Raw genomic sequence first — 22,002 nt, forward strand, 5'->3', positions numbered from 1 at the left:
CTATCGATTATGAATACGCCGTACCATATCGTTACGGCCTAAAATGGTTTTAAAATAAATACTCAACTCCTGATCCAACAAATGGCGAATTGTCGTATCATAACCGGCCAACACCGCTTCATCCAAATCTTCCAAGGCCAGACTGCGTAAATAGTCCACACCCGGAAAATCCCGAGTTTCTTCCACATAATCGGCTAGAAAAATAATTTTATCCAATTGCGTCATACCTACGCGGCCCGTCGTATGATAACGAATGGCATCGAGAATATAACCGTCAATAACACCATAGCGATCATGGGCCATAACGGCACCGCTTACACCATGTAATAGCGCACCGTTTACATACATATCCATATCCACTTTAATGTCCGCGTCATCTACCAAACGCTGCATTTCCGATAAAGGCAATTCTTTAGCACAATCATGCAAAAGACCGGCAATATAAGCTTCTTCCGGATCGGCACCATAGCGTTGGGCCAATCCTACAGCGGCTCTCGCCACACCTAAAGTATGGGCGAAACGTTTAGGACTAAGTCGCATTTGTAAATCATTAATAATTTCTTCAAACATAGTATTTGTTGCCTCACTTTTTATAAATATCATGTTGTGCAATATACTGAACTACGGCTTTAGGAATCATGTAGCGAACACTGCGCTTGGTGCGCAATCTTTGACGTAAATCCGTAGCCGACAGCTGCATGAGCGGCACTTCCAGCAAATGAATACGGTCACGACCTAAATCGCCAAAATATTCAATAATCTTTTCAATAGCCGCCGAACCATCCGGTCTCACAGCCCCTATAAAATGGCATAAACCGAGCAGTTCGTCAATATATTTCCAATTGGGTAAGTCTTGAATGGTATCTGTACCGGCTATGAAATAGTATTCCTTATCCTCACCATATTGGGCACGGAAGTACTTTATCGTATCCACCGTATAAGACGGCCCTTCCCGTTTAAATTCAACGTCGGAAATAGTAAATTTAGGATTGTCCATAACAGCCGCCGCCGTCATCTCATAGCGATATTTTGCATCAATCACGTCTTCATGTTTGTGAGGCGGATGATACGCCGGTACAAAAATAACGCGGTCAAGTTCATAGGTTTCCTGCGCCATTTCCGCTATCATCAAATGGCCTAAATGAATTGGATTAAAGGTACCTCCGATGATGCCGATTCTTCCTGTAAGTTTCATAAGCAGTACATTATCCCCATAATTAACAATGATATTACAAGCCACAGTATTATTGCTTTAATATAGGATAGCCATTCATAGCGTCCCTTAGGTGTTTTTAAGTAGGAGCCATAAACTCGTACCATATTGAGCCACTTTATCATGAACGAATTTGGCCATCTCCTTGCACATAATATTTATACGAAGTAAGCGCCAAGAGCCCCATAGGCCCGCGCGCATGTAGTTTCTGAGTGCTGATACCGATTTCGGCTCCTAAGCCAAACTCAAAGCCATCCGTAAAACGGGTGGAAACATTTACATACACGGTAGATGCATCTACTTGTTGTAAAAAGGCCTGTGCCGCCTCTTTATTTTCCGTAATAATACATTCCGAATGTTTCGTCCCGTAGTGATTAATATGAGCAATGGCAGCCTCCACGGAAGGCACTACTTTTACATTCATAATTAAATCGTTATATTCCGTTGACCATGCCGATTCTTCAGCAGCTTTAATATCTTTAACGATAGCCCGCGAAGCTTCATCACCGCGAAGTTCCACCTGTTTGGCCATTAAAGCATCCGCAATAATCGGCAACAATTTAGGTGCCACCGCTTCGTGAATAAGTAACGTTTCCGCGGAATTGCATACGGATGGCCGCTGTACTTTAGCATTGACTACAATCGGTACAATTTTAGCTTCGTCACAATCTTTATCCACATATACATGAACGACACCGCTCCCCGTTTCAATAACCGGAATGCGGCTTTCTTCTACAATTCGTTTAATAAGGCCCGCACCGCCACGAGGTATTACTACATCAATGTATTCACGTTGGCGCAATAAATCAGATACGGCCGCACGATCGGTGACGGTTACCAATTGTACCGCATCGGCCGGTAAATTAACTTCGGTCAATGCGTCACGCAATAAATTTACCAAGCATTCATTAGTGTGAAATGCTTCTTTACCGCCCCGTAAAATAACCGCATTGCCTGTTTTCATACATAGAGCCGCTGCATCAACGGTTACATTTGGTCTTGCTTCGTAAAACATAGCAATAACCCCCAATGGTACCCGTACTTTCGTAATTTCCATGCCATTGGGACGGGTAGACGACTCCATAACTTCACCGATAGGGTCTTCTAAATCAACAAGCTCACGTACCCCAAGAGCCATCTGCTCGATGCGCTCCTTAGTAAGACGCAATCGATCATACATAATTTGCGGTAAATTATAATCGCCGGCCTGTGCCATATCTTTTTCATTGGCATCTAAAATGGCCGGAATATGAGCTACCAATACATCAGCCACGGTCTGCAATAATTTATTTTTTACCGCCGTATCGGCCAATTGCATAGCCGTCGATGCGGCCCGAGCCTTACGGCCCATAGTTTCAAAATATGTTGCGTACTCTGTCATATTAAGACTCCTATCTGAGGATTACTAAATTATCACGATGAATGACTTCCGTATGAGCACTGTCTATCTTAAGAATAGACGTAATTTCATGGGAATTGCAACCTTTAATTTGATCAAGATCCGCTGATGAGAAGTTTACCATACCACGGGCAATTTCTTCGTCATTAAACAGGATACTAATGGTTTCCCCTTCATGAAACTCACCGCTTACTGCCGTAATACCAACCGGCAATAAACTGGAGCCTTTTTTAAGTAAAGCATCAGCACAGCCCTTATCGACAGTAACCGAACCTTTAAGCCGCTTGCCGAAGGCTACCCAGCGTTTTTTCATATGCGGTTTCGAATCACGCGCCACAAAATGGGTGCCTCGTAAACCGCCGGCGGCAATCACTTCGATAGAATCATTGCGTTCACCGGAAGCGATAACCATGTGCACACCGGAATTAACGGCAATATTGGCGGCTTGAATTTTAGTATACATGCCACCCGTACCGCGTGATGTACCGGCACCACCGGCTATTTCATAAATATGAGGCGTAATAACGTCTACTTCATGTATTAATTCGGCATCCGGATTCGTTTGCGGATTAGCCGTATACAAACCTTCAATATCAGATAAAATAATCAACAAATCGGCCTCAACTGTACTTGCAATAACAGCCGACAGGGTATCATTATCACCGATTTTAACTTCATCAATAGACACTACGTCATTTTCATTAATGATAGGAATCACGCCTAAAGAAATCAACGCATATAAAGTATTGCGCAAGTTGATATAACGAGAGCGATTCATACTGTCTTCGCGAGTCAGAAGAATCTGACCTACCGTATGGCCGTATTCACGAAATAGCTTTTCATACATATGGAGTAAAACCCCTTGCCCCACGGAGGCAGCAGCCTGTTTCATGACAAGGTCTTTTGGTTTTTCTTTAACCCCCAAAGGAGCCAACCCGGCACCTACGGCACCGGAACTGACTAAAATAATTTCCTTCCCTTGATTGGCCAAATCAGCCAATTGCTTTACAATCGATTCGATTCGGCGCAAATTAAGCCGTCCCGTGTCATAGGTTAAGGTACTGGTACCCACTTTAACGACGATACGCTTAGCCTTGGCCAATACGTCACGGGAATGTTCATTTGTTACGACTTTAACAGTAGACTCTCTTTCGCTCATAATTATATCTCCTCATCATCAGATTACCTTTTAACGTTTCCGGAAGTCAGCTAAACTAACGCATTAAGCGAATTAATTCGGCTGACTAACGGGGCAATATGATTTTGGGGTCTTTTTTGGCTTTGTATAAAACACCGTTGTGACCGATAACCTGTACCAATTCGGCACCCAACATATCGGCTAATTCTTCAAATGTTTCTGCAGGGTCCACAGGGGCATTATTTAACACTTTAACTTTAATAAGTTCTCTTGCCGTAATGGCCGCACGAGCACTGTCAATAACAGCATCTTCCAAGCCGCCTTTACCGATCATAACTACAGCCGGCATGGTACTGGCTAATGCACGCAAAAATCGTTTTTGTTTACCTGTCATAGTCTACTAGTCCTTCCTTATAAATCGTGGAAAGTAAAGCGTTGATCACCGATTACCACTTCGTCGCCGTCCTTACAGCCACGTTCTTTCAATTTTCTATCTAAATCCATATAGGACCAAATTTTTTGGAAACGACGAAGAGCCTGTTCATCTTCTAAGTTTGTCATGGCTACTAATTTTTCAATACGAGCACCACTGATAATGAAGGATGCATCGTCACCACGGGTAATAGTAAAGTCTGTATCCGGTTTAGCTTCGTATAACACGGTATCATCGACTGCTTCCGGTTCCGGTACATAGTTTTCTACGTAGTACCAGGCACGATTTACCAAATCAGGCAAGCCTTCACCGGTTAACGCATTTACCGGGAATACTTCATACCCCTGTTCTTTAAAATACGCTGAAACACGAGATAATGTTTCTTCGTCTTGCAACATGTCAATTTTATTTAATGCGATTAATTGAGGTTTTTTGCTCAACTTTTCACTATATTTGGCCAATTCCTTATTAATCGTGTGGAAATCTTCAATCGGATCGCGGCCTTCCATGCCCGATACATCGAGTACATGGATGAGGATATTACTGCGTTCCACATGGCGCAAGAAGGAATGCCCAAGGCCTACCCCTTCACTGGCCCCTTCAATAAGGCCCGGAATATCCGCCATAACAAAACTTTGACCTTCACCGACGGACACAACACCGAGAACCGGTGTTAACGTCGTAAAATGATATGCCGCCACTTCCGGTTTTGCGGAAGATACTTTGCGAATAATACTGGATTTACCTACACTCGGATACCCCAATAAACCTACATCGGCCAACACTTTAAGTTCCAATTGGAGCCAACGTTCTTCGCCCGGTTCGCCTTTTTCCGCAAACGTCGGCGCACGATTGGCACTGGTATGGAAGTGCGCATTGCCGCGACCGCCACGGCCGCCTTTGGCTACCACATAGGTCTGACCGTCTTCGATAAGGTCGGCCATTAATTTACCGCTTTCTTCATCTTTAACAGTCGTACCGAGTGGCACCGGAATAATCATATTATCGGCACCTTTGCCGTATTTATTACTGCTCTGACCACCTTCACCGGCCGGTCCCTTAAATTGTCTTTTATATCTGAAATCAACGAGAGTGTTGATATTTCTGTCCGCTTTTAAAATGATGTCTGCTCCTTTACCGCCATCGCCGCCGTTTGGGCCGCCGTTAGGAACATACTTTTCGCGTCGGAAACTACTCATCCCGTTGCCGCCGTCACCGGCTTTCACAAAAATTCGTGCACGATCGATAAACATAGTTTTCATCCTTTTCTGATAGTAATATGGGCGGTAACTCAAAATAGCTACCGCCTCACTATTATTTTGTCTTTAAAATTTCCAATGCTTTCTGAAGTTGTGTATCATCACTTTCAGATTGTGCATTGTCCGGTAATTCAACTTCCACATCTGGCTTAATGCCTGTACCGTCGATTACCCGATCATTTGGCGTATGATATTTGGCAATCGTAATCTTAATGCCTTCATCGCCGGGAACACCCAAAATAGTTTGAACCGTTCCCTTACCATAACTGTTAGTACCCACAATGGTACCTACTTTTTCATCCTGCACCGCACCGGAAATAATTTCCGAGGCACTCGCAGAACCTTGATTAATAAGCACAACCATAGGAATGGTAGGCTCCAAACCTTCTGAGTCATAAGACTCTATACGACCGGAACGATCCTGAATCGTAACAATCGGACCGGCCGGCAAAATATAATTGGCTACTTCCTGAGCAGTCGTCAATAAACCGCCCGGATTGTCGCGCAAATCGAGGACAAGTTTTGTCATGCCCTTTTCTTTTAATTCATTATAGGTTTTGGCAAAATCAGAACCGGTTGGCTCCGCAAACTGACTGATGCGGATATAGCCAATATGGTCATCCAACATTTTGCCCTTAACCGTTGGCAATGTAATTTGTTTGCGCGTAATGGTAATATCTTTAACTTCATTACCGCGCATTATAGTAATCGTAACATTGGTACCTTCTTCACCACGAATCATCTTGGATGCCTGTTCCATGGTTAAAGTAGATGTATTAACCCCGTCAATCTCTACAATGATATCACCGGATTTAACGCCGGCCTCCGCAGCAGGCTGGCCTTCAATAGCACTGGCCACTTTCATCAGGCCGTCCTTATCCTGGCCGAGTACAATACCGACTCCGATGTAGCTGGCCGATGTTTGCATATAAATATCATTATATTCTTTTTCATTAAGATATTGACTATGCGGTTCCCCCAGCGAATCAATCATACCGGCCAAAGAGCCTTCAAATAAAGATTGTTTCGAAACCGGGTCCATATAGAAATGACTGGCCACAAAATATGTGAAAAAGAACTTCACAGCGCCTATTGGGGAGCCGGAAATATACCAAAACACGAGCCACATAAATACAATGCCTGCCAGCGTAAACTTAACGGCGAATCGGACGCCGGACTTTAAGGAGTCCGACCACCGACGCTTTGTATTTTCATTATTCATCTTATAAATACCCTTGTGGATCTACAGGATCACCATTTACACGCACTTCAAAGTGAACGTGCGGACCTGTGGAGTTACCCGTACTGCCTGCATAGGCAATAACGGTGCCCTTACTTACAGATTGACCTTCCGATACGGCCAAATCAGAGTTATGGCCGTATAAAGTGGAAATACCGTTACCGTGGTCGATAACAACAGCATAACCATAGCCGTCCATCCAACCGGAGAATACGACAGTACCACCATCGGCAGCATGTACCGGGGTGCCTTCATCAACGCCGATATCGATACCGGAGTGAAGTATTTGTCGTCCGAAAATAGGATGGTTACGCCAGCCGAAGTCGGACGTAATAACACCGGATACCGGCCAGGCAAGTTGGCCTGTACCTTGTACATAAGTGTAATCACTACCGCCACCGCCGCCACCGGACTGAGCCGCTGCTGCTGCGGCGGCCGCTGCGGCAACACGTTCAGCTGCACGCTGTTGCAACATAGCACGAATAGCATCAGAGGAAGCCTGTAAATCAGCCTGCATCTGTTCAGCCACAGCCTTATCATTTTGAGCCTGTGCCAAAATAGCGGATTGTTCATCTTTTTTCTTCTGAATAACCGCTTGCGTTTCACGTGCTTTGTTTTCCAATTCTACAACTTTAGCACGATCTGCTTCCAATTCGGCTTTCCGTTGCGCAATTTCTTCACGTTCCGTCTTAATGCTGCTGATTAATTTAATGTCAGCATCAATAATACGTCGCAACATTTCAACGCGATTGGCGAAATCACTGAAGTCTTTGGCCCCAATGATAACTTCCAAATAGCTGAGACGACCGTTGATATAAATATCACGGACACGCTTATTGAAGACGCCTTCCCGTGTTGCCAACCGAGCTTGCTCTTCGGCTAACAATTTTTCATTCTTAACAATTTCATTTTCTACAGCCATACGCTGCTGTTCATAGCTTTTTAAATTAGCCGTAGCCTGATCCAATTCCACCTGAATCTGATGCAATTGTTCAGACACATTCGTAATCGTAATTTCCGCATTGGCTTTTCGATTGCCCGCTTCTTGCATTTGCTGTTCTATGCCGCTGAGCTGATTCGTTAAATCTTCGTCTTCGGCATAAATAGTACTAAGCGGTACGGAGGCTAACATGGTGGTACTTAAAAGAACGGCCGCGATGCGCATGGATAATTTATTATTTGCCATACCCAACCCTTCTCTTATACCTTCATATACTGTTTCAACGAAATAGTGGAACCGATAGCCCCTACCAAGACACCAACGCCCAATAAAATAGCGCTCAAGTCATAGAAGAATGGGAACATCGGTACTAACGGCAAGAATGCCAAGGAATTTTCCACTTCAAGGGTGATGAAGTGATAGAATTCCCAAACACAAGCCGTCGCAATAGCGCCGCCGATAAAACCGAGCAACATACCTTCAATGAGGAACGGCCAACGGATGAACCAGTTGGTGGCCCCTACATATTTCATGATACCGATTTCTTTACGACGGGCAAATACGGTAAGGCGAATCGTATTGGAGATGATAAACAAGGTCGCCCCTGCCAAGAAGGCAATAAGGGCAATACCACCGATGCGGATAACCTGAGTCATTTTGAAAATCTGTTCGATTACATCTTGTCCGTAATGAGCACTTTCCACTTCAGGGAACGTAGCTACTAATTTAGCCGTACTTTTTACTTCTTCCGGGTCCTCAAAAGTAATCACATAGGCCGATGGCAATGGGTTATTGCCGTCCAAAGCGGCTACTAAGCCCTGCTGATCGCCAAGGCGTTCTTTAAAACGCTTCATCGCTTCGTCTTTATTGACGAATTCCAGATTTTTAACTTTTGGTAAGGCTTTTAGTTTTTTACCGACTTCCATAACTTGGTTGGTAGTCAAGCCGTCTTTCATATAAATACTGATTTCTACCTGACTTTCCAAGTTGGAAGCCAAATTATTGAGATTTACAACCCCGGTAGTAAAAACCCCCAGAATAAATAAAGATAATGCTACTGTGGAAATGGAAGCCAAAGTCATGAGACCGTTGCGGCTCATAGACTTGAGAGCCTCTTTCACAAAGTATCTAAACGTTCTAAGCTTCATTGAATTCAGCACCTCGCATTCTATCACTGATTACGCGGCCATCTTCCAATGCAATAACCCGCTTATTTAAATATCTAACCATTTCCATATCATGCGTTACCATAACGATGGTTGTCCCTGAATTGTTGATTGTTTTAAACAATTCCACAATCCCCTTACTGGTATTAGGGTCCAAGTTACCCGTCGGTTCATCGGCGATGAGCACTAACGGTTTATTAACGATGGCACGGGCAATGGCTACACGCTGCTGTTCACCGCCGCTCAAATCCTGCGGTAAATCATCAGCTTTATGACCGAGGCCGACCATATCCAATACGGCGGCAACTCGTTCCTTAATAACTTTCGGTTTTTCTTCAATTACTTCAAGTGCAAAGGCAATGTTTTCCGCTACCGTTTTGTTTGGCAAAAGACGGAAGTCTTGGAACACAATGCCCAAACGACGTCGTAAATACGGAATTTTCCGTTTTTTCAAATGAGAGACTTCCATGTCATTTACGATAACGGTTCCCGAATCAGGTACTACTTCATGTGATAATAGTTTGATAAACGTGGATTTCCCAGCCCCACTAGGACCACAGATAAGTACGAACTCACCCTTCTCAATATGTATAGTTACGTCATCCAAAGCCAGCGAGCCATTGTCGTACACTTTGTTGACATGGTTAAATTGAATCATTGATTAACTTCCTTTACTATTTTCGTTCAATCGCTGTTTTAGCAGCATTCACGATATCTTCTGCTGTAAGACCATATTTGGCCATCAATTCTTTAGGTGTACCGGATTCACCGAATGTATCCTTCGTGCCGATGCGAATAACCGGTACCGGCGCAAATTCCGTTACTACTTCAGCTACCGCAGCACCTAAACCGCCATAAATATTATGTTCTTCAGCTGTTACGATGGCACCGGTTTCTTTAGCTGCTTTCACAATAGCGTCAGCATCAATCGGTTTAATGGATGCCATGTTGAGTACACGAGCTTTTACATTTTGTTCAGCCAATAATTTAGCGGCCTGAACGGCAGGACCTACCAAAGCACCGCACGCAATAATCGTTACATCGTTACCGCCTACGAGTTCAACAGCTTTCCCCGGTGTAAATTCATAGCCTTCCGGAGTTACATCGTCTACACCGGCACGGCCTAAACGAACATATACAGGACCTTCATAATCGGCAGCCCATTTAATAACCGCTGTAGTTTCTGCTTCATCGGCAGGAACAACTACTTTAAGGTTAGGAATAGCACGCATGCAGGCAATATCTTCAAGGCTCTGATGAGTGGCCCCGTCTTCACCTACCGTAATCCCCGCATGAGTAGCACAGATTTTTACGTTTAATTTAGGATAGCATACGGCATTGCGCACCTGTTCAAAAGCACGCCCCGTAGCAAACATAGAGAACGAAGACACGAACGGAATTTTACCGGCTGCTGCCAAACCAGCACCGACACTGATTAAATTCTGTTCCGCAATCCCTACGTTAAAGAAACGATCCGGATAAGCTTTTTTGAAATTATCCGTTTTAGTGGATTTAGATAAATCCGCATCTAATACAACTATATTTTCGTTAGCGGCGCCAACAGCCACTAAGGCATTACCATATGCTTCACGTGTTGCTTTACCCATCTTACACCTCCAACAATTCTGCTACGAATTTTTCATATTCTTCAGCGGACGGCGCCTTACCATGCCAGCCTGCCTGACCTTCCATTTCTTTAACGCCCTTACCTTTGACAGTGTTCATCACGATTGCTGTCGGTTTGTCGGTACAAGCTTTAGCGGCTTCAATGGCATTGTGTAATTCATCAAGGTCATGACCGTTGACTTCGATTACATTCCAATTGAAAGCTTCAAACTTAGGCGCGATTGGTAACGGCGACATTACTTCGCGAATATCACCGTCGATTTGGAGACCGTTGAAGTCGATGAAAGCAGTCAAATTATTAAGTTTATAGAAACCGGCAAACATAGCGGCTTCCCAAACTTGACCTTCTTCCAATTCACCGTCACCGAGTACGGCAAAAACACGATAGTCTTTTTTGTCGATGCGTCCGGCCAATGCCATACCACATGCGGCACTAATGCCCTGGCCCAAGGAACCGGTAGACATATCAACGCCCGGTGTATGTTTCATATCGGGATGGCCTTGCAACATGCAATCAATTTTACGTAAATTTTCCAATTCACCTTTATCAAAAAAGCCTTTTTCTGCTAACGTGGCATATAAAGCCGGCGCTGCATGGCCTTTAGATAATACAAAACGGTCACGATTGCCGTCTTTCGGATTCTTCGGATCAACGTTCATTTCTACGTAATACAGTAACGCCATGAGATCCGCAATGGATAAAGAACCACCGGGATGTCCCGATTTAGCGGCGGTTACGGCTTTGAGAATGCTTACGCGAATTGCAGTCGCCTTTTCTTGAACTAACGACTTCTGCTCAGCTGTTAATGTTGTCATAAAGACCCTCCATTCCTTTTAGGAAAATAAGTAACGCAGATTTCTGAATTCTAACGAAATATTCGATATAAAACAATATTATTGTAAACCTTTAGCCATATAATTGCCAGTGCCGCCTATAAGCCAAGCAACCGGCATATGTATACTATTTAGGCGTATCCAAGAGCGACAAAGCAATATGTGCATTTTTAAGTGATTCTTCGCGAAGCTTAATAATGCGTTGTACCACCTGTTGCTGTAATGCGGAGTTTTCAAGAAAACCGGCCGTCGCCGCGTATATGGTATCACTTTCGATTTCATCCAAAGTACCAACCGGCTCCTGACCAATCATCTGTAAGAAATTGGTAATTTTAGGATCGTACGAAATGCCTACTACGGGTTTTTCCATTAAAGACGCAAAAACCAAAGCATGTAAGCGAACCCCGATTAAAACGTCCATACAACCTTCCAAAGCTAAAAGCTCGGTCGTATTATACATGCGTTCCAACACTACCGGTTCACTCTTCATAAGGCTTTTAATGGCCATAGCTTCTTGCGTATCCGCCGGATGCTGCATGGGAATGAATACCACTTGGGCGCCCAATTCCTCATGCAATCGGTCGAGTGCTTTAGCCAATTCGCCGCGATAGGCAATCGATTGCTTCCAATTGCGCACCGATACACCTACGCGATAACGTACGCCGGACAACTGATACGGTTTTAATAAGCGTCGTCCGATAGTTTTATCTACGGGATGCATGGCCAACACTGCATCGGCGGTCACCTGAATAGGCACCTTAGTTACCCCCATATCGAGCAATTCCGCTTTGGAACGCTCATCACGGACAGTAATCATAGTGACTTTATTCAATACCTGACCGACAATCTGACGTGCTCGTTTACGGCGAAGCGGGCCGATGCCCTGTGCATAGAGCATAACCCGTTTACCAAAACTCGTGGCCAAAGTAATAATGCTTAAATAGTAATATAAGCTGCGTTTACTCGTTACATCCTGCAATAAACTGCCACCACCGCTAATCAATAAATCACAGCGACCGATGGCATTTAAAATACCAAACATGTCAAAACGGCCGATAGCCTTGACGCCGTGATTGGCTGCGGTGTGACCTGGATTGCCGGAAATAACGGTAATGTCCGCATCCGGTACTACTTCTAAAATAGCTTCCAAAATAGCAGCCAACATGGCTTCATCACCTGCATTACCGAACCCGTAATAACCGGAGATAACAAGTCTAGTCATTAGCTACCTCCCGTTTACGAGCCCATGTAACCACATAAGCTAAGAAGCGGAATACTAAAATTGCCACAACGCCGAAAACAACGCCTAACCAAAGGCCGTCATAACCGCGTGCAATGGACATCATAACCGGCGTCCGCAAATGACAGAAGGTTTCCACCATGGATCCGATACCGATAACCCCGGCAATCGTAAATAAGAAATGTAAAACCATAGGCCAACGACGCAAGAGGGCAAAAGATGCCAACATCAAAGCGGGATGACCGATTAAAAATTCTTTTTCACGAGGACGAGCATATAATGTATTTTCTAAGAAACGGCGTAAGGCAATTTCAAAGCCCGGCACCGGCACACCGGCTGTATGACCGCTGCGGCCCACAAAGACCCAGCCAACCACGCCAAGCATAGCAAAAATAGCAATCATATAAATCTTAACGTCCAAGGTCAAGAAAGATTTCATAAAGCTTCGGCATTCAGACCAGGAATCAATCGTACGGCCTTGCCAAAGCGGAAATCGCTGTAAATAAGCAATCGCGGTCAATATAATCGGTGCTACGAATACTAATTTAACACCGCGGAATAAAGCAAATTCCATGAAGAAACGGGTATTACCGAGCATAGCGGCAATCATAATACCACCGATAGCCGCAATAAGAGCAGCCCCTACCAGGTAAACCGCCGCCTCCAATGTAGCACGCCAAGGTCCTACAGCCGGTCCGTCAGCCCGACGTACCCAACAATCCATAATGAGGATAATGGCCACAACCGGTGCCGCAATCGCTGTGCTTAAGGCCCAAATTTGAGTGATTAAAGTACCACCCGTTACTGTATAAAGTACTACTGTAATTAACAGCAACGTAAAGTTTAATACTAACTGACGGTGCTTACGCATCGGAAAGAGTAAATTAACCATAAAGGTAAAGAGGCCCACGGCACCGGCCATGGTCAACACAACTGCGATTGGTCCCGGTGTATATGGCGGATAAATAGAAGCACGACCAAAGGTAAAGCCGCGATCTTCCAGTTTCTCTTTAAGCGATTTCATGTACGTAATACTTGATTCTAAGGCCGTCTTATTATCGCTGCCTTCTTCATAAATCGGCAATAAGTTAAAGCGAATATTACGTTCAATATCACTGATATAAAAACGTTGCGCCACTTCTTCAGGTGGTAATTTTTTGAACTCGTCCTTAGCAATTGTATATAAGCGACCAACACTGTATTCATCGGCTACGGCTAAGTCATTGTTAAAACCGACCTGATTTTCATATTGCAATTGATTTACCGCTTCAATCCCTACAACCGGAATACGCAAATTATGCAAATATTCATTAGTAAGGCCGATAAAATTAGGATAGCCTAACGCTTCCTTGCCTACAAAAACCATGCCCGTTACATTAGGTATACCATCCAAACGACTAAACACGAGGTCAACATTTTCACGGGTAACCTGTTTAAAGTTAGTAGGACGTACAATAACGTCAAAGCCCTGACGGCTTACTTCTTCGGCCTGTAAACGGGAGATGCTTAAATTCATATCCATCAATGCTTCGTACGGCTGTGACAACGCCAAAACAGGACCGCGGTTGGAGTACATAACCCCTACTTTATCCTTACCTAAGCGTTGAACCAAATCTTCGTGAATTTCTTTGAAGTAGCCTTCCTTACCGGGCGCCGCTACGATATAGGTGTAACCCGGCTGCGGTTGTGGTCCATAGAACTGCATAATAGCCGCATCTTCACCATGATAGACTAAAATCTCACCGGCATCACGAGCCTTGGTAAGTGTACGGTCATAAATGGCCATCCCTGTAACGCCTGCATCTTTTAAGGCTTTTAAGGCGTCAGCCGTACTTCGCTTTTCAAAAGAAGAAGCTCTCAATACAGCATCATAGTCGACTATATTTTCGATCTGATTTTGGGCTTCTTCCACTTGATGACGCTGTTGCACCAGGAATAATCCGGCCAACAAACCGATAATAATAATCGCAATAAGGACTAAAGAATGTTTTCTCTTTTTTCTATTAGTTTCCTTCACAGTAACACCTTTCTTACTTACTTATCGGATTGACAAACAAATGAAGTTCTCCATTTTCTGTTTCAATACGATCGGCTTTTACAGGAATTGGGAATTCCGCAAAGTCATAAATAGTAATCTGTTTTAATACGGAAGCATTTAACCCACCGATACCGGCGCCGTTAATTTCAAAGCGCTGCGGCGAGAATACGAGGGCATTGTTTTTGATTTCCAAGTTGCCTTTAATGCTGGCAGTGCCACGCACAAAGCCCATGTCCACCGACCCGACTACTTCAATACCGTCAGAATTAATCACTACATCTTGAATGGTTAGACCTTTTACAGCTTGTTCCATGAAGTCTTTCAAGTCAGAAGCTGTAACAGTACCTTCGATTTCACCTTTGCCCATTTGCTGAATTTCCATGGTCTGGTTCATAAATAAAGCGATAGGACTGAATTCTAAATTATTTACATCCATATGAACATCGGCAAAATTTAAATTGCCTAATTTTACATTTTCCAAAACACCACGCATAACATCTACGCGACCGCCAACCATGGCAATAGCCGGTGAAGATTCAATGCGTAAGGAAATTGTTTCAGGATGTAATTTATTGTTAATTTCCTGTTCCAGTTTGTTAGCCACAAAACTCGGCAAAAAGAATTGTGCCGCTACTACAATAGCTACTATGACAACAACTAAAAAGGCGATAAACTTTTTCATTTCTGTAATCGTCTCCTATATTTTCAAATTAGCTTCTTTCTTCAAATACCCTTCCATAAAGGCATCCAAATTACCGTCCATAACGGATTGAATATTCCCTGTTTCTACACCGGTACGATGGTCTTTGACCAAATTGTACGGATGGAATACGTAAGAACGAATCTGGCTGCCCCATTCAATAGCTTGATAGGTCCCGCCGATCTTTTCTTTTAATTCCGCTTGTTTTTCCAATTCCAGTTCAAACAATTTGGCACGCAACAGTTTTAACGCTTGTTCACGGTTTTGAATCTGTGAACGTTCACTCTGACATTGGACTACTACGCCCGTCGGAATGTGGGTCATACGAATGGCGGAGTCAGTTTTATTGATATGCTGACCACCGGCACCGCTGGCGCGATAGGTATCGACACGTACATCCTTCATATCCAGATGAATATCTACGGTATCATCAATTTCCGGCATTACATCAACGGCCGCAAAGGATGTATGGCGTCGTGCATTCGCATCGAACGGCGAAATACGAACCAAACGATGTACCCCTTTTTCAGACTTCAAATAGCCGAAAGCATTTTCCCCTTTAATGAGGAAAGTGGCACTTTTTATACCCGCTTCATCACCGGGCTGTTCATCCATCATGGTAATGGCAAAGCCGTGTTGCTCGGCCCAACGCAAGTACATACGAATCAGCATGGATACCCAGTCTTGAGCTTCCGTACCGCCCGCACCGGCGTGGAAAGTTAAAATGGCATTATTTGTATCATATTCACCGCTAAGTAACAATAATACTTCACGCCGTTCCACTTCTTCCGTAATGTGTTCAACCTGAGTCTTAAGTTCTGCTTCCATGGATGTATCCTGCTCATCGATGGCCATATCAAGCATAAGCTTTAAGTCTTCAATCTCTCCGACTAATGCTTTATAACCTTCTACGGCATCTTTAAGCTGGGTTGCTTCTTGGGAAATTTCTTTTGCCGATTCCGGATCATTCCAAAATTCAGGGTCACTCATTTTAACATCTAACGTAAATATACGATCTTCCTTCTGAGCGATGTTAAAGTGAATCCCTCATTCCATAAATACGCTCCTCTAAATTGTCAATAGGGCCTTTTAAATCCTCTAACAATCTATTCACCTCTTTCTGATAATACTACTGAAAAGCAGAAAATGGCCGCGCCGAAAATAACTCCCGGCAACGAACCATTCTGCGTGTTCTAATCTACATTTTGTGGTTCCAACACATCATCATGATGGGTTTGCGCATTGGCCAGGGGATCTGCAGCTGATTCTTCTTCAATCACATTGTCATTCAATTCGATACGAATGCGATAGAGATACATAATCGTATCTTCCTGAATGGCTTCAATCATAGCTTCAAACATATCATACGCTTCAAATTTGTATTCAACAAGCGGATTTTTCTGACCGTATGCACGAAGGCCGATACCTTCACGGAGCATATCCATGGAATCCAAATGTTCCATCCATTTGCTGTCCACAACTTTAAGCATAACTGCTTTTTCGAGTTCACGCATATTGGCTTCGCCAATGAGTTGTTCTCGTTTATCATATTCTTCATGCGCAATAGCAAGCAAACGTTCTTGCAATTCACCGCGGCCCAAATCTTCCATTTCAGCCACCGTAAACTGTCCCGGTTCTAAGAAGAAAAGTTCTAAATGTTTTAATAGACCTTCATAATCCCATTCTTCCGGATATAATTTTTCATCGGCATATTGATTCATAGCTTTAATTACTAAGGAATCAACCATTTCCATGATGGTGTCACGCAACGATTCATTGCCCAAGATTTTGCGGCGTTGATCATAAAGAACTTCACGCTGCTGATTCATAACATCGTCATATTCCAAAATATATTTACGAATATTAAAGTTATGATTTTCTACTTTCTTCTGAGCACGTTCAATGGATTTAGTAATCAAGGAATGTTCAATCGGTTCATCCTCTTCCATACCAAGTTTATCCATCATACCGGAAATATTATCGGCCCCGAAAATACGCATCAAGTCGTCTTCCAAGGATAAGAAGAACTGACTGGAGCCCGGATCGCCCTGACGACCCGAACGACCGCGCAACTGGTTGTCGATACGGCGACTTTCATGACGTTCGGTACCCAAAATATGGAGACCGCCAAGTTCAGCCACACCTTCGCCTAAAGAAATATCTGTACCGCGACCGGCCATGTTAGTGGCAATCGTTACCATACCGCGCTGACCGGCATTGGCTACGATTTCCGCTTCTTTTTCATGGTGTTTAGCATTCAACACATTATGTGGTACGCCACTCTTAAGAAGCATATCACTTAACTGTTCCGATTGTGTAATCGAAGTAGTACCTACCAATACAGGCTGACCTTTTTTATGGCGTTCTACCACATCTTTAACAACCGCTTTATATTTTGCCTTCTTAGTTTTAAAAATTAAGTCCGGCAAATCTTTACGAAGTAAAGGTTTATTTGGTGGAATTTCATATACTTCCAAACCGTAAATATTGTTAAATTCCTGTTCTTCCGTTTTAGCTGTACCGGTCATGCCCGCTAATTTCTCATACATACGGAAGTAGTTCTGGAACGTAATGGATGCCAAAGTCTGGCTTTCACGTTCAACTTTAAGACCTTCTTTGGCTTCAATGGCCTGATGCAAACCGTCGGAATAACGACGACCGAACATCAAACGACCGGTAAATTCATCAACGATAACAACCTGGCCGTCTTTAACTACATAATCCTTATCGCGATGCATCATGGCATAAGCACGTAAAGAGGCATTTAACAAGTGATTCAACTCCAAGTTGGCCGAATCGTATAAGTTTTCGATTTTAAGCATTTTTTCAACTTTGGCAATACCCGATTCAGTCGGTGCGATTGTTTTTTGCTTTTCATCAATCGTATAATCTTCACCGGCTACCAATTGCGGTACGACTTTTGCCAACGTATAATAGCTGTCCGTAGAGCGTTCACCGGGACCGGAAATGATGAGCGGTGTACGGGCTTCATCGATGAGGATGGAGTCAACTTCATCGACGATGGCATAGTTCAACGGACGCTGTACCATCTGTTCGGCATGAATAACCATGTTATCACGCAAATAGTCGAACCCGAATTCATTATTGGTGCCGTACGTAATATCGGAAGCATAAGCCAATTTACGTTGATTGTAATCGAGATTGGCTACAATAAGACCAACACTCAAACCAAGGGCACGATACAATTTACCCATCCACTCGCTGTCACGTTTTGCCAAATAGTCATTGACCGTAACAACATGCACACCTTTACCGGTTAAGGCATTTAAATACACCGGCAACGTAGCTACCAAGGTCTTACCTTCACCGGTACGCATTTCTGCGATGTTACCGCGATGCAAAGTAATGCCACCGATAAGCTGTACGTCAAAATGGCGCATGCCGAGCACGCGCTTCGAAGCTTCACGAACGACCGCAAATGCTTCCGGTAAAATATCATCCAATGTTTCACCGTCAGCCAGTCGTTTCTTAAATTCTTGTGTCTTAGCAGCTAATGAACTGTCACTTAAACCGCTAAGACTCGGCTCTAAGCCATTAATTTCATCTACAATGGCACGCATCTTTTTTATTTCGCGTGCGCTGTTATTACCAATTAATCTTTGTATAAAACCAAACAAATATCTCAACTCCTTAGGTCTGTATATTCTCTTATATACATATTCAATTAATTATATCACAAAGTTTCTAAAAAAACCAAAATATACAGTTTAAGTAATAAGCTTTTTACATATTATATACGGAAGTGTGACTGATTTTATACAAAATATGTATTTCCCGTTTTTGGGTTACTAACTGAAAATCGTTATCTTAAAGCCGGCTATGTGCAAATACCAAAAATGACCCCTTCTATGTTGAAGGGGTCATTAACGCATTCTTATTTGTTGTCAGCGTTTTCAGGTACATACCATAAACCGTTGTTATGGGTTTTCATGTATTCTTTGAATTCAGGCGAATTATACGCATCCTTCAAATCTTTAGCCCATTGGGTATCTTTATTCTTATCCAATACAACGAGCTGTAAGAGTAAGTATGGTAAAATGTCTTCTTTCATCAAAGCAGTAGAAGGATCGATTTTAGCATTGTACACAATAGAACCGGTGATTACGATGTACGCAAAGTCGGTACGAACCGATGGAATTGTTAAGGACTTCATTTCTACAAAGTTAAGATTGTATGGGTTTTCCACAATATCTGCTTTAGTTACAGTGGCCAAATCTTTATTCGGATCTAATTTGATAAGGCCTGCTTTTTGAAGTAATGCATAGGCACGTGCCGTATTGGACGCATCATTCGGAACAGCGATAGTATCACCGTTAGCTACTTGGCTAAGCTGAGTTTTAGCGCCCGGATAGATACCGGCCGGTACTGTAGGAATCGGAGTTAACGCTACCAAATGACCACCTTGTTTTTCATTGAAGTTATTCATATACGCTGTATGCTGTTCAACGTTAAAATCTACTTCGCCGTCATTCAAAGCTACGTCAGCCTGTACTAAATCGGACATATCGCGAGCCGTAATCTTGTAACCTTTCTTTTCCATAATCGGTTTAACAGCTTGTTCAAAGAGTTCCGAGTACGGTCCCTGAGATTTACTGAAAACTAAATCCTTTTTGTCACCTGCTGCGGAGTCATTACCGCAACCGGCCAATAACACGGCGCCTAACACGGTAGCCGCCAACAACACACCAATCTTCTTAAAACGTTTGAAATTCATAATACCCCTACTTTCTTTCTCAATGATTGCGCATTTTAAATGCAAAATGATTACCCACAGTTTGAATAATCTGAACAAAAATAACAAGCACAACAACAGTAAACAACATGAGCGGGAAGTTTAGACGTTCGTACCCGTACGTGAGCGCCAAATCACCGACCCCACCGGCCCCGATAGCTCCGGCCATTGCCGTTGCCCCGATAAGCCCGATTGTACCGGTTGTAACCGATAAAATTAAGGATGCTTTTGCTTCCGGCAAAATAAAATGCCAAACAATCTCAAAATGAGAGGCACCCATGGCCTGCGCCGCTTCGATTATGCCCTTATCCACATCAAGCAGTGAATTTTCAAAGAGACGCGTCAAGTACGGCGCAATGAAAATAACGAGAGGCACTAAGGCCGCCGTCGTCCCGATACGCGTACCAATTAACAATTTAGTCAGCGGCAAAATAAACACCATCAAAATGATGAACGGCACACTGCGAATAATATTAACTACCGTATTCACTACGGCAAAGACGTAATTATTTCTTAAAATACCGTCCTTATTGGTCAGTACTAAAATGACTGCCAAAATAAGACCGATAATCGACCCGATGATTAGTGACACGAATACCATGTACAACGTCTCTTGGGCCGCCAGGATAATTTGCTCGTTCGGTACTCCCAAATCCGGCATCATAATGTAATCACCTCACATTCCAGTCCTGCATCACACATATATTTCTTGGCTGCGTCCAAATCTGCCGCAGCACCGACCACTTGTAAAATAAAGATGCCCAGAGCCGAATCTTGCAATTGGTTAACCGACGCAAATACGATATTCGTTTCCACGTTGAACTTGCGATTTACTTCATAGATAACATTTTTAGTTACTGCGTCACCTAAGAAGCGTAATTTCACCAGTTCATATGGTCTTGTATCCGCTTTTAACTGCGCCACCACATTGTCCGGAATGCGTTCCGGAATAACGGTCTGTACGAAACGTTTTGTCATGCTCTGCGTTGGATGACTGAACACATCAAGGACAGTGCCCATTTCTACAACACGACCATACTCCATAACGGCTACGCGATTACAAATTTCCTGGATTACATTAATTTCATGCGTTACCAACAAAATAGTTATATTAAATTCTTTGTTAATTCGTTTTAACAACTTTAAAATTTGTTCTGTCGTTTCCGGGTCCAAAGCGCTGGTCGCTTCGTCACAAAGCAATATAGACGGATTTGTCGCCAGTGCGCGAGCGATACCGACACGCTGTTTTTGCCCGCCCGATAATTGAGTCGGATACGCATTGGCTCGGTCCGGTAAGTTAACGAATTCCAATAACTCTTTGACTCTTTTCTCAATCACATCTTCCGCCACTTTATTCAAACGAAGCGGAATCGCAATATTATCAAAAACCGTTTTCGAGTTCAACAAGTTAAAAGATTGGAATATCATGCCAATCCCCTTACGAACTTTACGAAGTTCATTGTGAGATAATTCATTAATATTCACACCGTCGATTAAGACTTCACCGGCAGTCGGCTCTTCCAAAGCATTAACCATGCGCAGCAACGTCGATTTGCCGGCACCACTGAAGCCTACAATACCAAAGATATCTCCATCCTGAACCGTCAGCGATACATCTTGCAAAGCCTTAACATGTTGCTTTTTGATGATAAACTCTTTGTCAATATGCCTAAGTTCAATCATAAAATCCCCCCTATTGTATAAAAAAGGGCCTACCGCCTCCATGACAGAGGCGGTGGCCCGCGGTTCCACTCTGTTTACAACAGCATACTCACAGATGGATAGGCTGTTGCACTCAAATACTATAACGGCAGTTCACCGTGAAAACCTACTGATATTTCAGTTCTCCCGCTCACAAAGGCATTCAGTCCAACTACATCGTAATAAACTCTCAACCTAGGTTTATCTCTCTGTTCGGTTCATTGAACGTACTTGTTTTGTTCATTGCGTTTTATATACTCTTTTATGTTGGCTTATAGGACAAAAAGTGTGTGTGGCTTTTTTAAATTAATCCCAATAAATT

At 43.4% G+C, this 22,002-nt stretch carries 20 protein-coding genes and 1 other annotated feature; all 20 genes read right to left on the minus strand.

The window, feature by feature from the left end; translation table 11 throughout:
• Positions 1 to 570, minus strand: coding sequence for a bis(5'-nucleosyl)-tetraphosphatase (symmetrical) YqeK (yqeK, locus tag MXE28_RS03160; RefSeq protein WP_021840648.1), 570 nt, complete (start codon positions 568 to 570; stop codon positions 1 to 3).
• Positions 571 to 583: 13 nt separating this feature from the next.
• Complete coding sequence (gene nadD, locus MXE28_RS03165; protein WP_021840649.1) at positions 584 to 1,195, minus strand: nicotinate-nucleotide adenylyltransferase; 612 nt, start codon at positions 1,193 to 1,195, stop codon at positions 584 to 586.
• Between the two features lie 139 nt (positions 1,196 to 1,334).
• Positions 1,335 to 2,594: a glutamate-5-semialdehyde dehydrogenase gene (locus MXE28_RS03170; RefSeq protein WP_021840650.1), complete on the minus strand. Its 1,260-nt coding sequence runs from the start codon at positions 2,592 to 2,594 to the stop codon at positions 1,335 to 1,337.
• 10 nt (positions 2,595 to 2,604) lie between these two features.
• A complete protein-coding gene (proB, locus tag MXE28_RS03175; protein ID WP_021840651.1) occupies positions 2,605 to 3,771 on the minus strand; it encodes a glutamate 5-kinase in 1,167 nt (388 codons plus the stop codon).
• A gap of 85 nt (positions 3,772 to 3,856) precedes the next feature.
• Positions 3,857 to 4,144 (minus strand): ribosome assembly RNA-binding protein YhbY, encoded by a 288-nt coding sequence (yhbY, locus tag MXE28_RS03180; RefSeq protein WP_021840652.1) that lies wholly within the window; start codon positions 4,142 to 4,144, stop codon positions 3,857 to 3,859.
• 17 nt (positions 4,145 to 4,161) lie between these two features.
• Complete coding sequence (obgE, locus tag MXE28_RS03185; RefSeq protein WP_247239807.1) at positions 4,162 to 5,436, minus strand: GTPase ObgE; 1,275 nt, start codon at positions 5,434 to 5,436, stop codon at positions 4,162 to 4,164.
• Between the two features lie 61 nt (positions 5,437 to 5,497).
• Positions 5,498 to 6,571 carry a S41 family peptidase gene (locus MXE28_RS03190; RefSeq protein WP_247239811.1) on the minus strand — a complete coding sequence of 358 codons (1,074 nt, stop codon included), beginning with the start codon at positions 6,569 to 6,571 and terminating at the stop codon, positions 5,498 to 5,500.
• Between the two features lie 94 nt (positions 6,572 to 6,665).
• Positions 6,666 to 7,868, minus strand: a complete 1,203-nt coding sequence (locus MXE28_RS03195) for a M23 family metallopeptidase (RefSeq protein ID WP_247239808.1) — start codon at positions 7,866 to 7,868, stop codon at positions 6,666 to 6,668.
• A gap of 14 nt (positions 7,869 to 7,882) precedes the next feature.
• Positions 7,883 to 8,770, minus strand: coding sequence for a permease-like cell division protein FtsX (ftsX, locus tag MXE28_RS03200; protein ID WP_156704923.1), 888 nt, complete (start codon positions 8,768 to 8,770; stop codon positions 7,883 to 7,885).
• The gene (gene ftsE / locus MXE28_RS03205; protein WP_021840657.1) at positions 8,760 to 9,446 is read right to left on the minus strand and encodes a cell division ATP-binding protein FtsE; all 687 of its coding nucleotides are present in this window, start codon (positions 9,444 to 9,446) and stop codon (positions 8,760 to 8,762) included. Before ftsE ends, ftsX begins: the two co-directional genes overlap by 11 nt.
• A gap of 16 nt (positions 9,447 to 9,462) precedes the next feature.
• Positions 9,463 to 10,395, minus strand: a complete 933-nt coding sequence (locus tag MXE28_RS03210) for a transketolase family protein (protein ID WP_021840658.1) — start codon at positions 10,393 to 10,395, stop codon at positions 9,463 to 9,465.
• A 1-nt stretch (position 10,396) separates the two neighbouring features.
• Positions 10,397 to 11,230: a transketolase gene (locus tag MXE28_RS03215; protein ID WP_021840659.1), complete on the minus strand. Its 834-nt coding sequence runs from the start codon at positions 11,228 to 11,230 to the stop codon at positions 10,397 to 10,399.
• Between the two features lie 145 nt (positions 11,231 to 11,375).
• Positions 11,376 to 12,470, minus strand: a complete 1,095-nt coding sequence (csaB, locus tag MXE28_RS03220; RefSeq protein WP_021840660.1) for a polysaccharide pyruvyl transferase CsaB — start codon at positions 12,468 to 12,470, stop codon at positions 11,376 to 11,378.
• Positions 12,463 to 14,505, minus strand: coding sequence for a DUF5693 family protein (locus MXE28_RS03225; protein ID WP_247239809.1), 2,043 nt, complete (start codon positions 14,503 to 14,505; stop codon positions 12,463 to 12,465). The genes csaB and MXE28_RS03225 overlap by 8 nt, the downstream gene beginning before the upstream one ends.
• 13 nt (positions 14,506 to 14,518) lie before the next feature.
• Positions 14,519 to 15,208, minus strand: a complete 690-nt coding sequence (locus MXE28_RS03230; protein WP_127058179.1) for an LmeA family phospholipid-binding protein — start codon at positions 15,206 to 15,208, stop codon at positions 14,519 to 14,521.
• Positions 15,209 to 15,223: 15 nt separating this feature from the next.
• A protein-coding gene (gene prfB, locus MXE28_RS03235) for a peptide chain release factor 2 (protein ID WP_226974316.1) occupies positions 15,224 to 16,331 on the minus strand; the annotation gives its coding sequence in 2 pieces (ribosomal slippage) (positions 15,224 to 16,273 and positions 16,275 to 16,331; 1,107 coding nt in all).
• Positions 16,332 to 16,419: 88 nt separating this feature from the next.
• Complete coding sequence (gene secA, locus MXE28_RS03240) at positions 16,420 to 18,864, minus strand: preprotein translocase subunit SecA (protein WP_021840664.1); 2,445 nt, start codon at positions 18,862 to 18,864, stop codon at positions 16,420 to 16,422.
• A gap of 257 nt (positions 18,865 to 19,121) precedes the next feature.
• Positions 19,122 to 19,961 (minus strand): MetQ/NlpA family ABC transporter substrate-binding protein, encoded by an 840-nt coding sequence (locus MXE28_RS03245; RefSeq protein ID WP_127058181.1) that lies wholly within the window; start codon positions 19,959 to 19,961, stop codon positions 19,122 to 19,124.
• Between the two features lie 19 nt (positions 19,962 to 19,980).
• A complete protein-coding gene (locus MXE28_RS03250; protein WP_206512521.1) occupies positions 19,981 to 20,643 on the minus strand; it encodes a methionine ABC transporter permease in 663 nt (220 codons plus the stop codon).
• Positions 20,640 to 21,662 (minus strand): ATP-binding cassette domain-containing protein, encoded by a 1,023-nt coding sequence (locus tag MXE28_RS03255; protein ID WP_247239810.1) that lies wholly within the window; start codon positions 21,660 to 21,662, stop codon positions 20,640 to 20,642. The genes MXE28_RS03250 and MXE28_RS03255 overlap by 4 nt, the downstream gene beginning before the upstream one ends.
• A gap of 42 nt (positions 21,663 to 21,704) precedes the next feature.
• Positions 21,705 to 21,933: a binding site (T-box leader), on the minus strand.
• Between the last annotated feature and the right edge of the window lie 69 nt (positions 21,934 to 22,002).

Origin of the sequence: Veillonella sp. KGMB01456 (genome assembly GCF_023051165.1) — a bacterium.
In the GTDB taxonomy this organism is placed as follows: Bacteria; Bacillota; Negativicutes; order Veillonellales; family Veillonellaceae; genus Veillonella_A.

Bases quoted from the DNA above. Each gene is read 5' to 3' on its own strand.
- yqeK (WP_021840648.1), bottom strand. From the start codon at position 570: ATGTTTGAAGAAATTATTAATGATTTACAAATGCGACTTAGTCCTAAA.
- nadD (WP_021840649.1), bottom strand. From the start codon at position 1,195: ATGAAACTTACAGGAAGAATCGGCATCATCGGAGGTACCTTTAATCCA.
- MXE28_RS03170 (WP_021840650.1), bottom strand. From the start codon at position 2,594: ATGACAGAGTACGCAACATATTTTGAAACTATGGGCCGTAAGGCTCGG.
- proB (WP_021840651.1), bottom strand. From the start codon at position 3,771: ATGAGCGAAAGAGAGTCTACTGTTAAAGTCGTAACAAATGAACATTCC.
- yhbY (WP_021840652.1), bottom strand. From the start codon at position 4,144: ATGACAGGTAAACAAAAACGATTTTTGCGTGCATTAGCCAGTACCATG.
- obgE (WP_247239807.1), bottom strand. From the start codon at position 5,436: ATGTTTATCGATCGTGCACGAATTTTTGTGAAAGCCGGTGACGGCGGC.
- MXE28_RS03190 (WP_247239811.1), bottom strand. From the start codon at position 6,571: ATGTGGCTCGTGTTTTGGTATATTTCCGGCTCCCCAATAGGCGCTGTG.
- MXE28_RS03195 (WP_247239808.1), bottom strand. From the start codon at position 7,868: ATGGCAAATAATAAATTATCCATGCGCATCGCGGCCGTTCTTTTAAGT.
- ftsX (WP_156704923.1), bottom strand. From the start codon at position 8,770: ATGAAGCTTAGAACGTTTAGATACTTTGTGAAAGAGGCTCTCAAGTCT.
- ftsE (WP_021840657.1), bottom strand. From the start codon at position 9,446: ATGATTCAATTTAACCATGTCAACAAAGTGTACGACAATGGCTCGCTG.
- MXE28_RS03210 (WP_021840658.1), bottom strand. From the start codon at position 10,395: ATGGGTAAAGCAACACGTGAAGCATATGGTAATGCCTTAGTGGCTGTT.
- MXE28_RS03215 (WP_021840659.1), bottom strand. From the start codon at position 11,230: ATGACAACATTAACAGCTGAGCAGAAGTCGTTAGTTCAAGAAAAGGCG.
- csaB (WP_021840660.1), bottom strand. From the start codon at position 12,470: ATGACTAGACTTGTTATCTCCGGTTATTACGGGTTCGGTAATGCAGGT.
- MXE28_RS03230 (WP_127058179.1), bottom strand. From the start codon at position 15,208: ATGAAAAAGTTTATCGCCTTTTTAGTTGTTGTCATAGTAGCTATTGTA.
- MXE28_RS03245 (WP_127058181.1), bottom strand. From the start codon at position 19,961: ATGAATTTCAAACGTTTTAAGAAGATTGGTGTGTTGTTGGCGGCTACC.
- MXE28_RS03250 (WP_206512521.1), bottom strand. From the start codon at position 20,643: ATGATGCCGGATTTGGGAGTACCGAACGAGCAAATTATCCTGGCGGCC.
- MXE28_RS03255 (WP_247239810.1), bottom strand. From the start codon at position 21,662: ATGATTGAACTTAGGCATATTGACAAAGAGTTTATCATCAAAAAGCAA.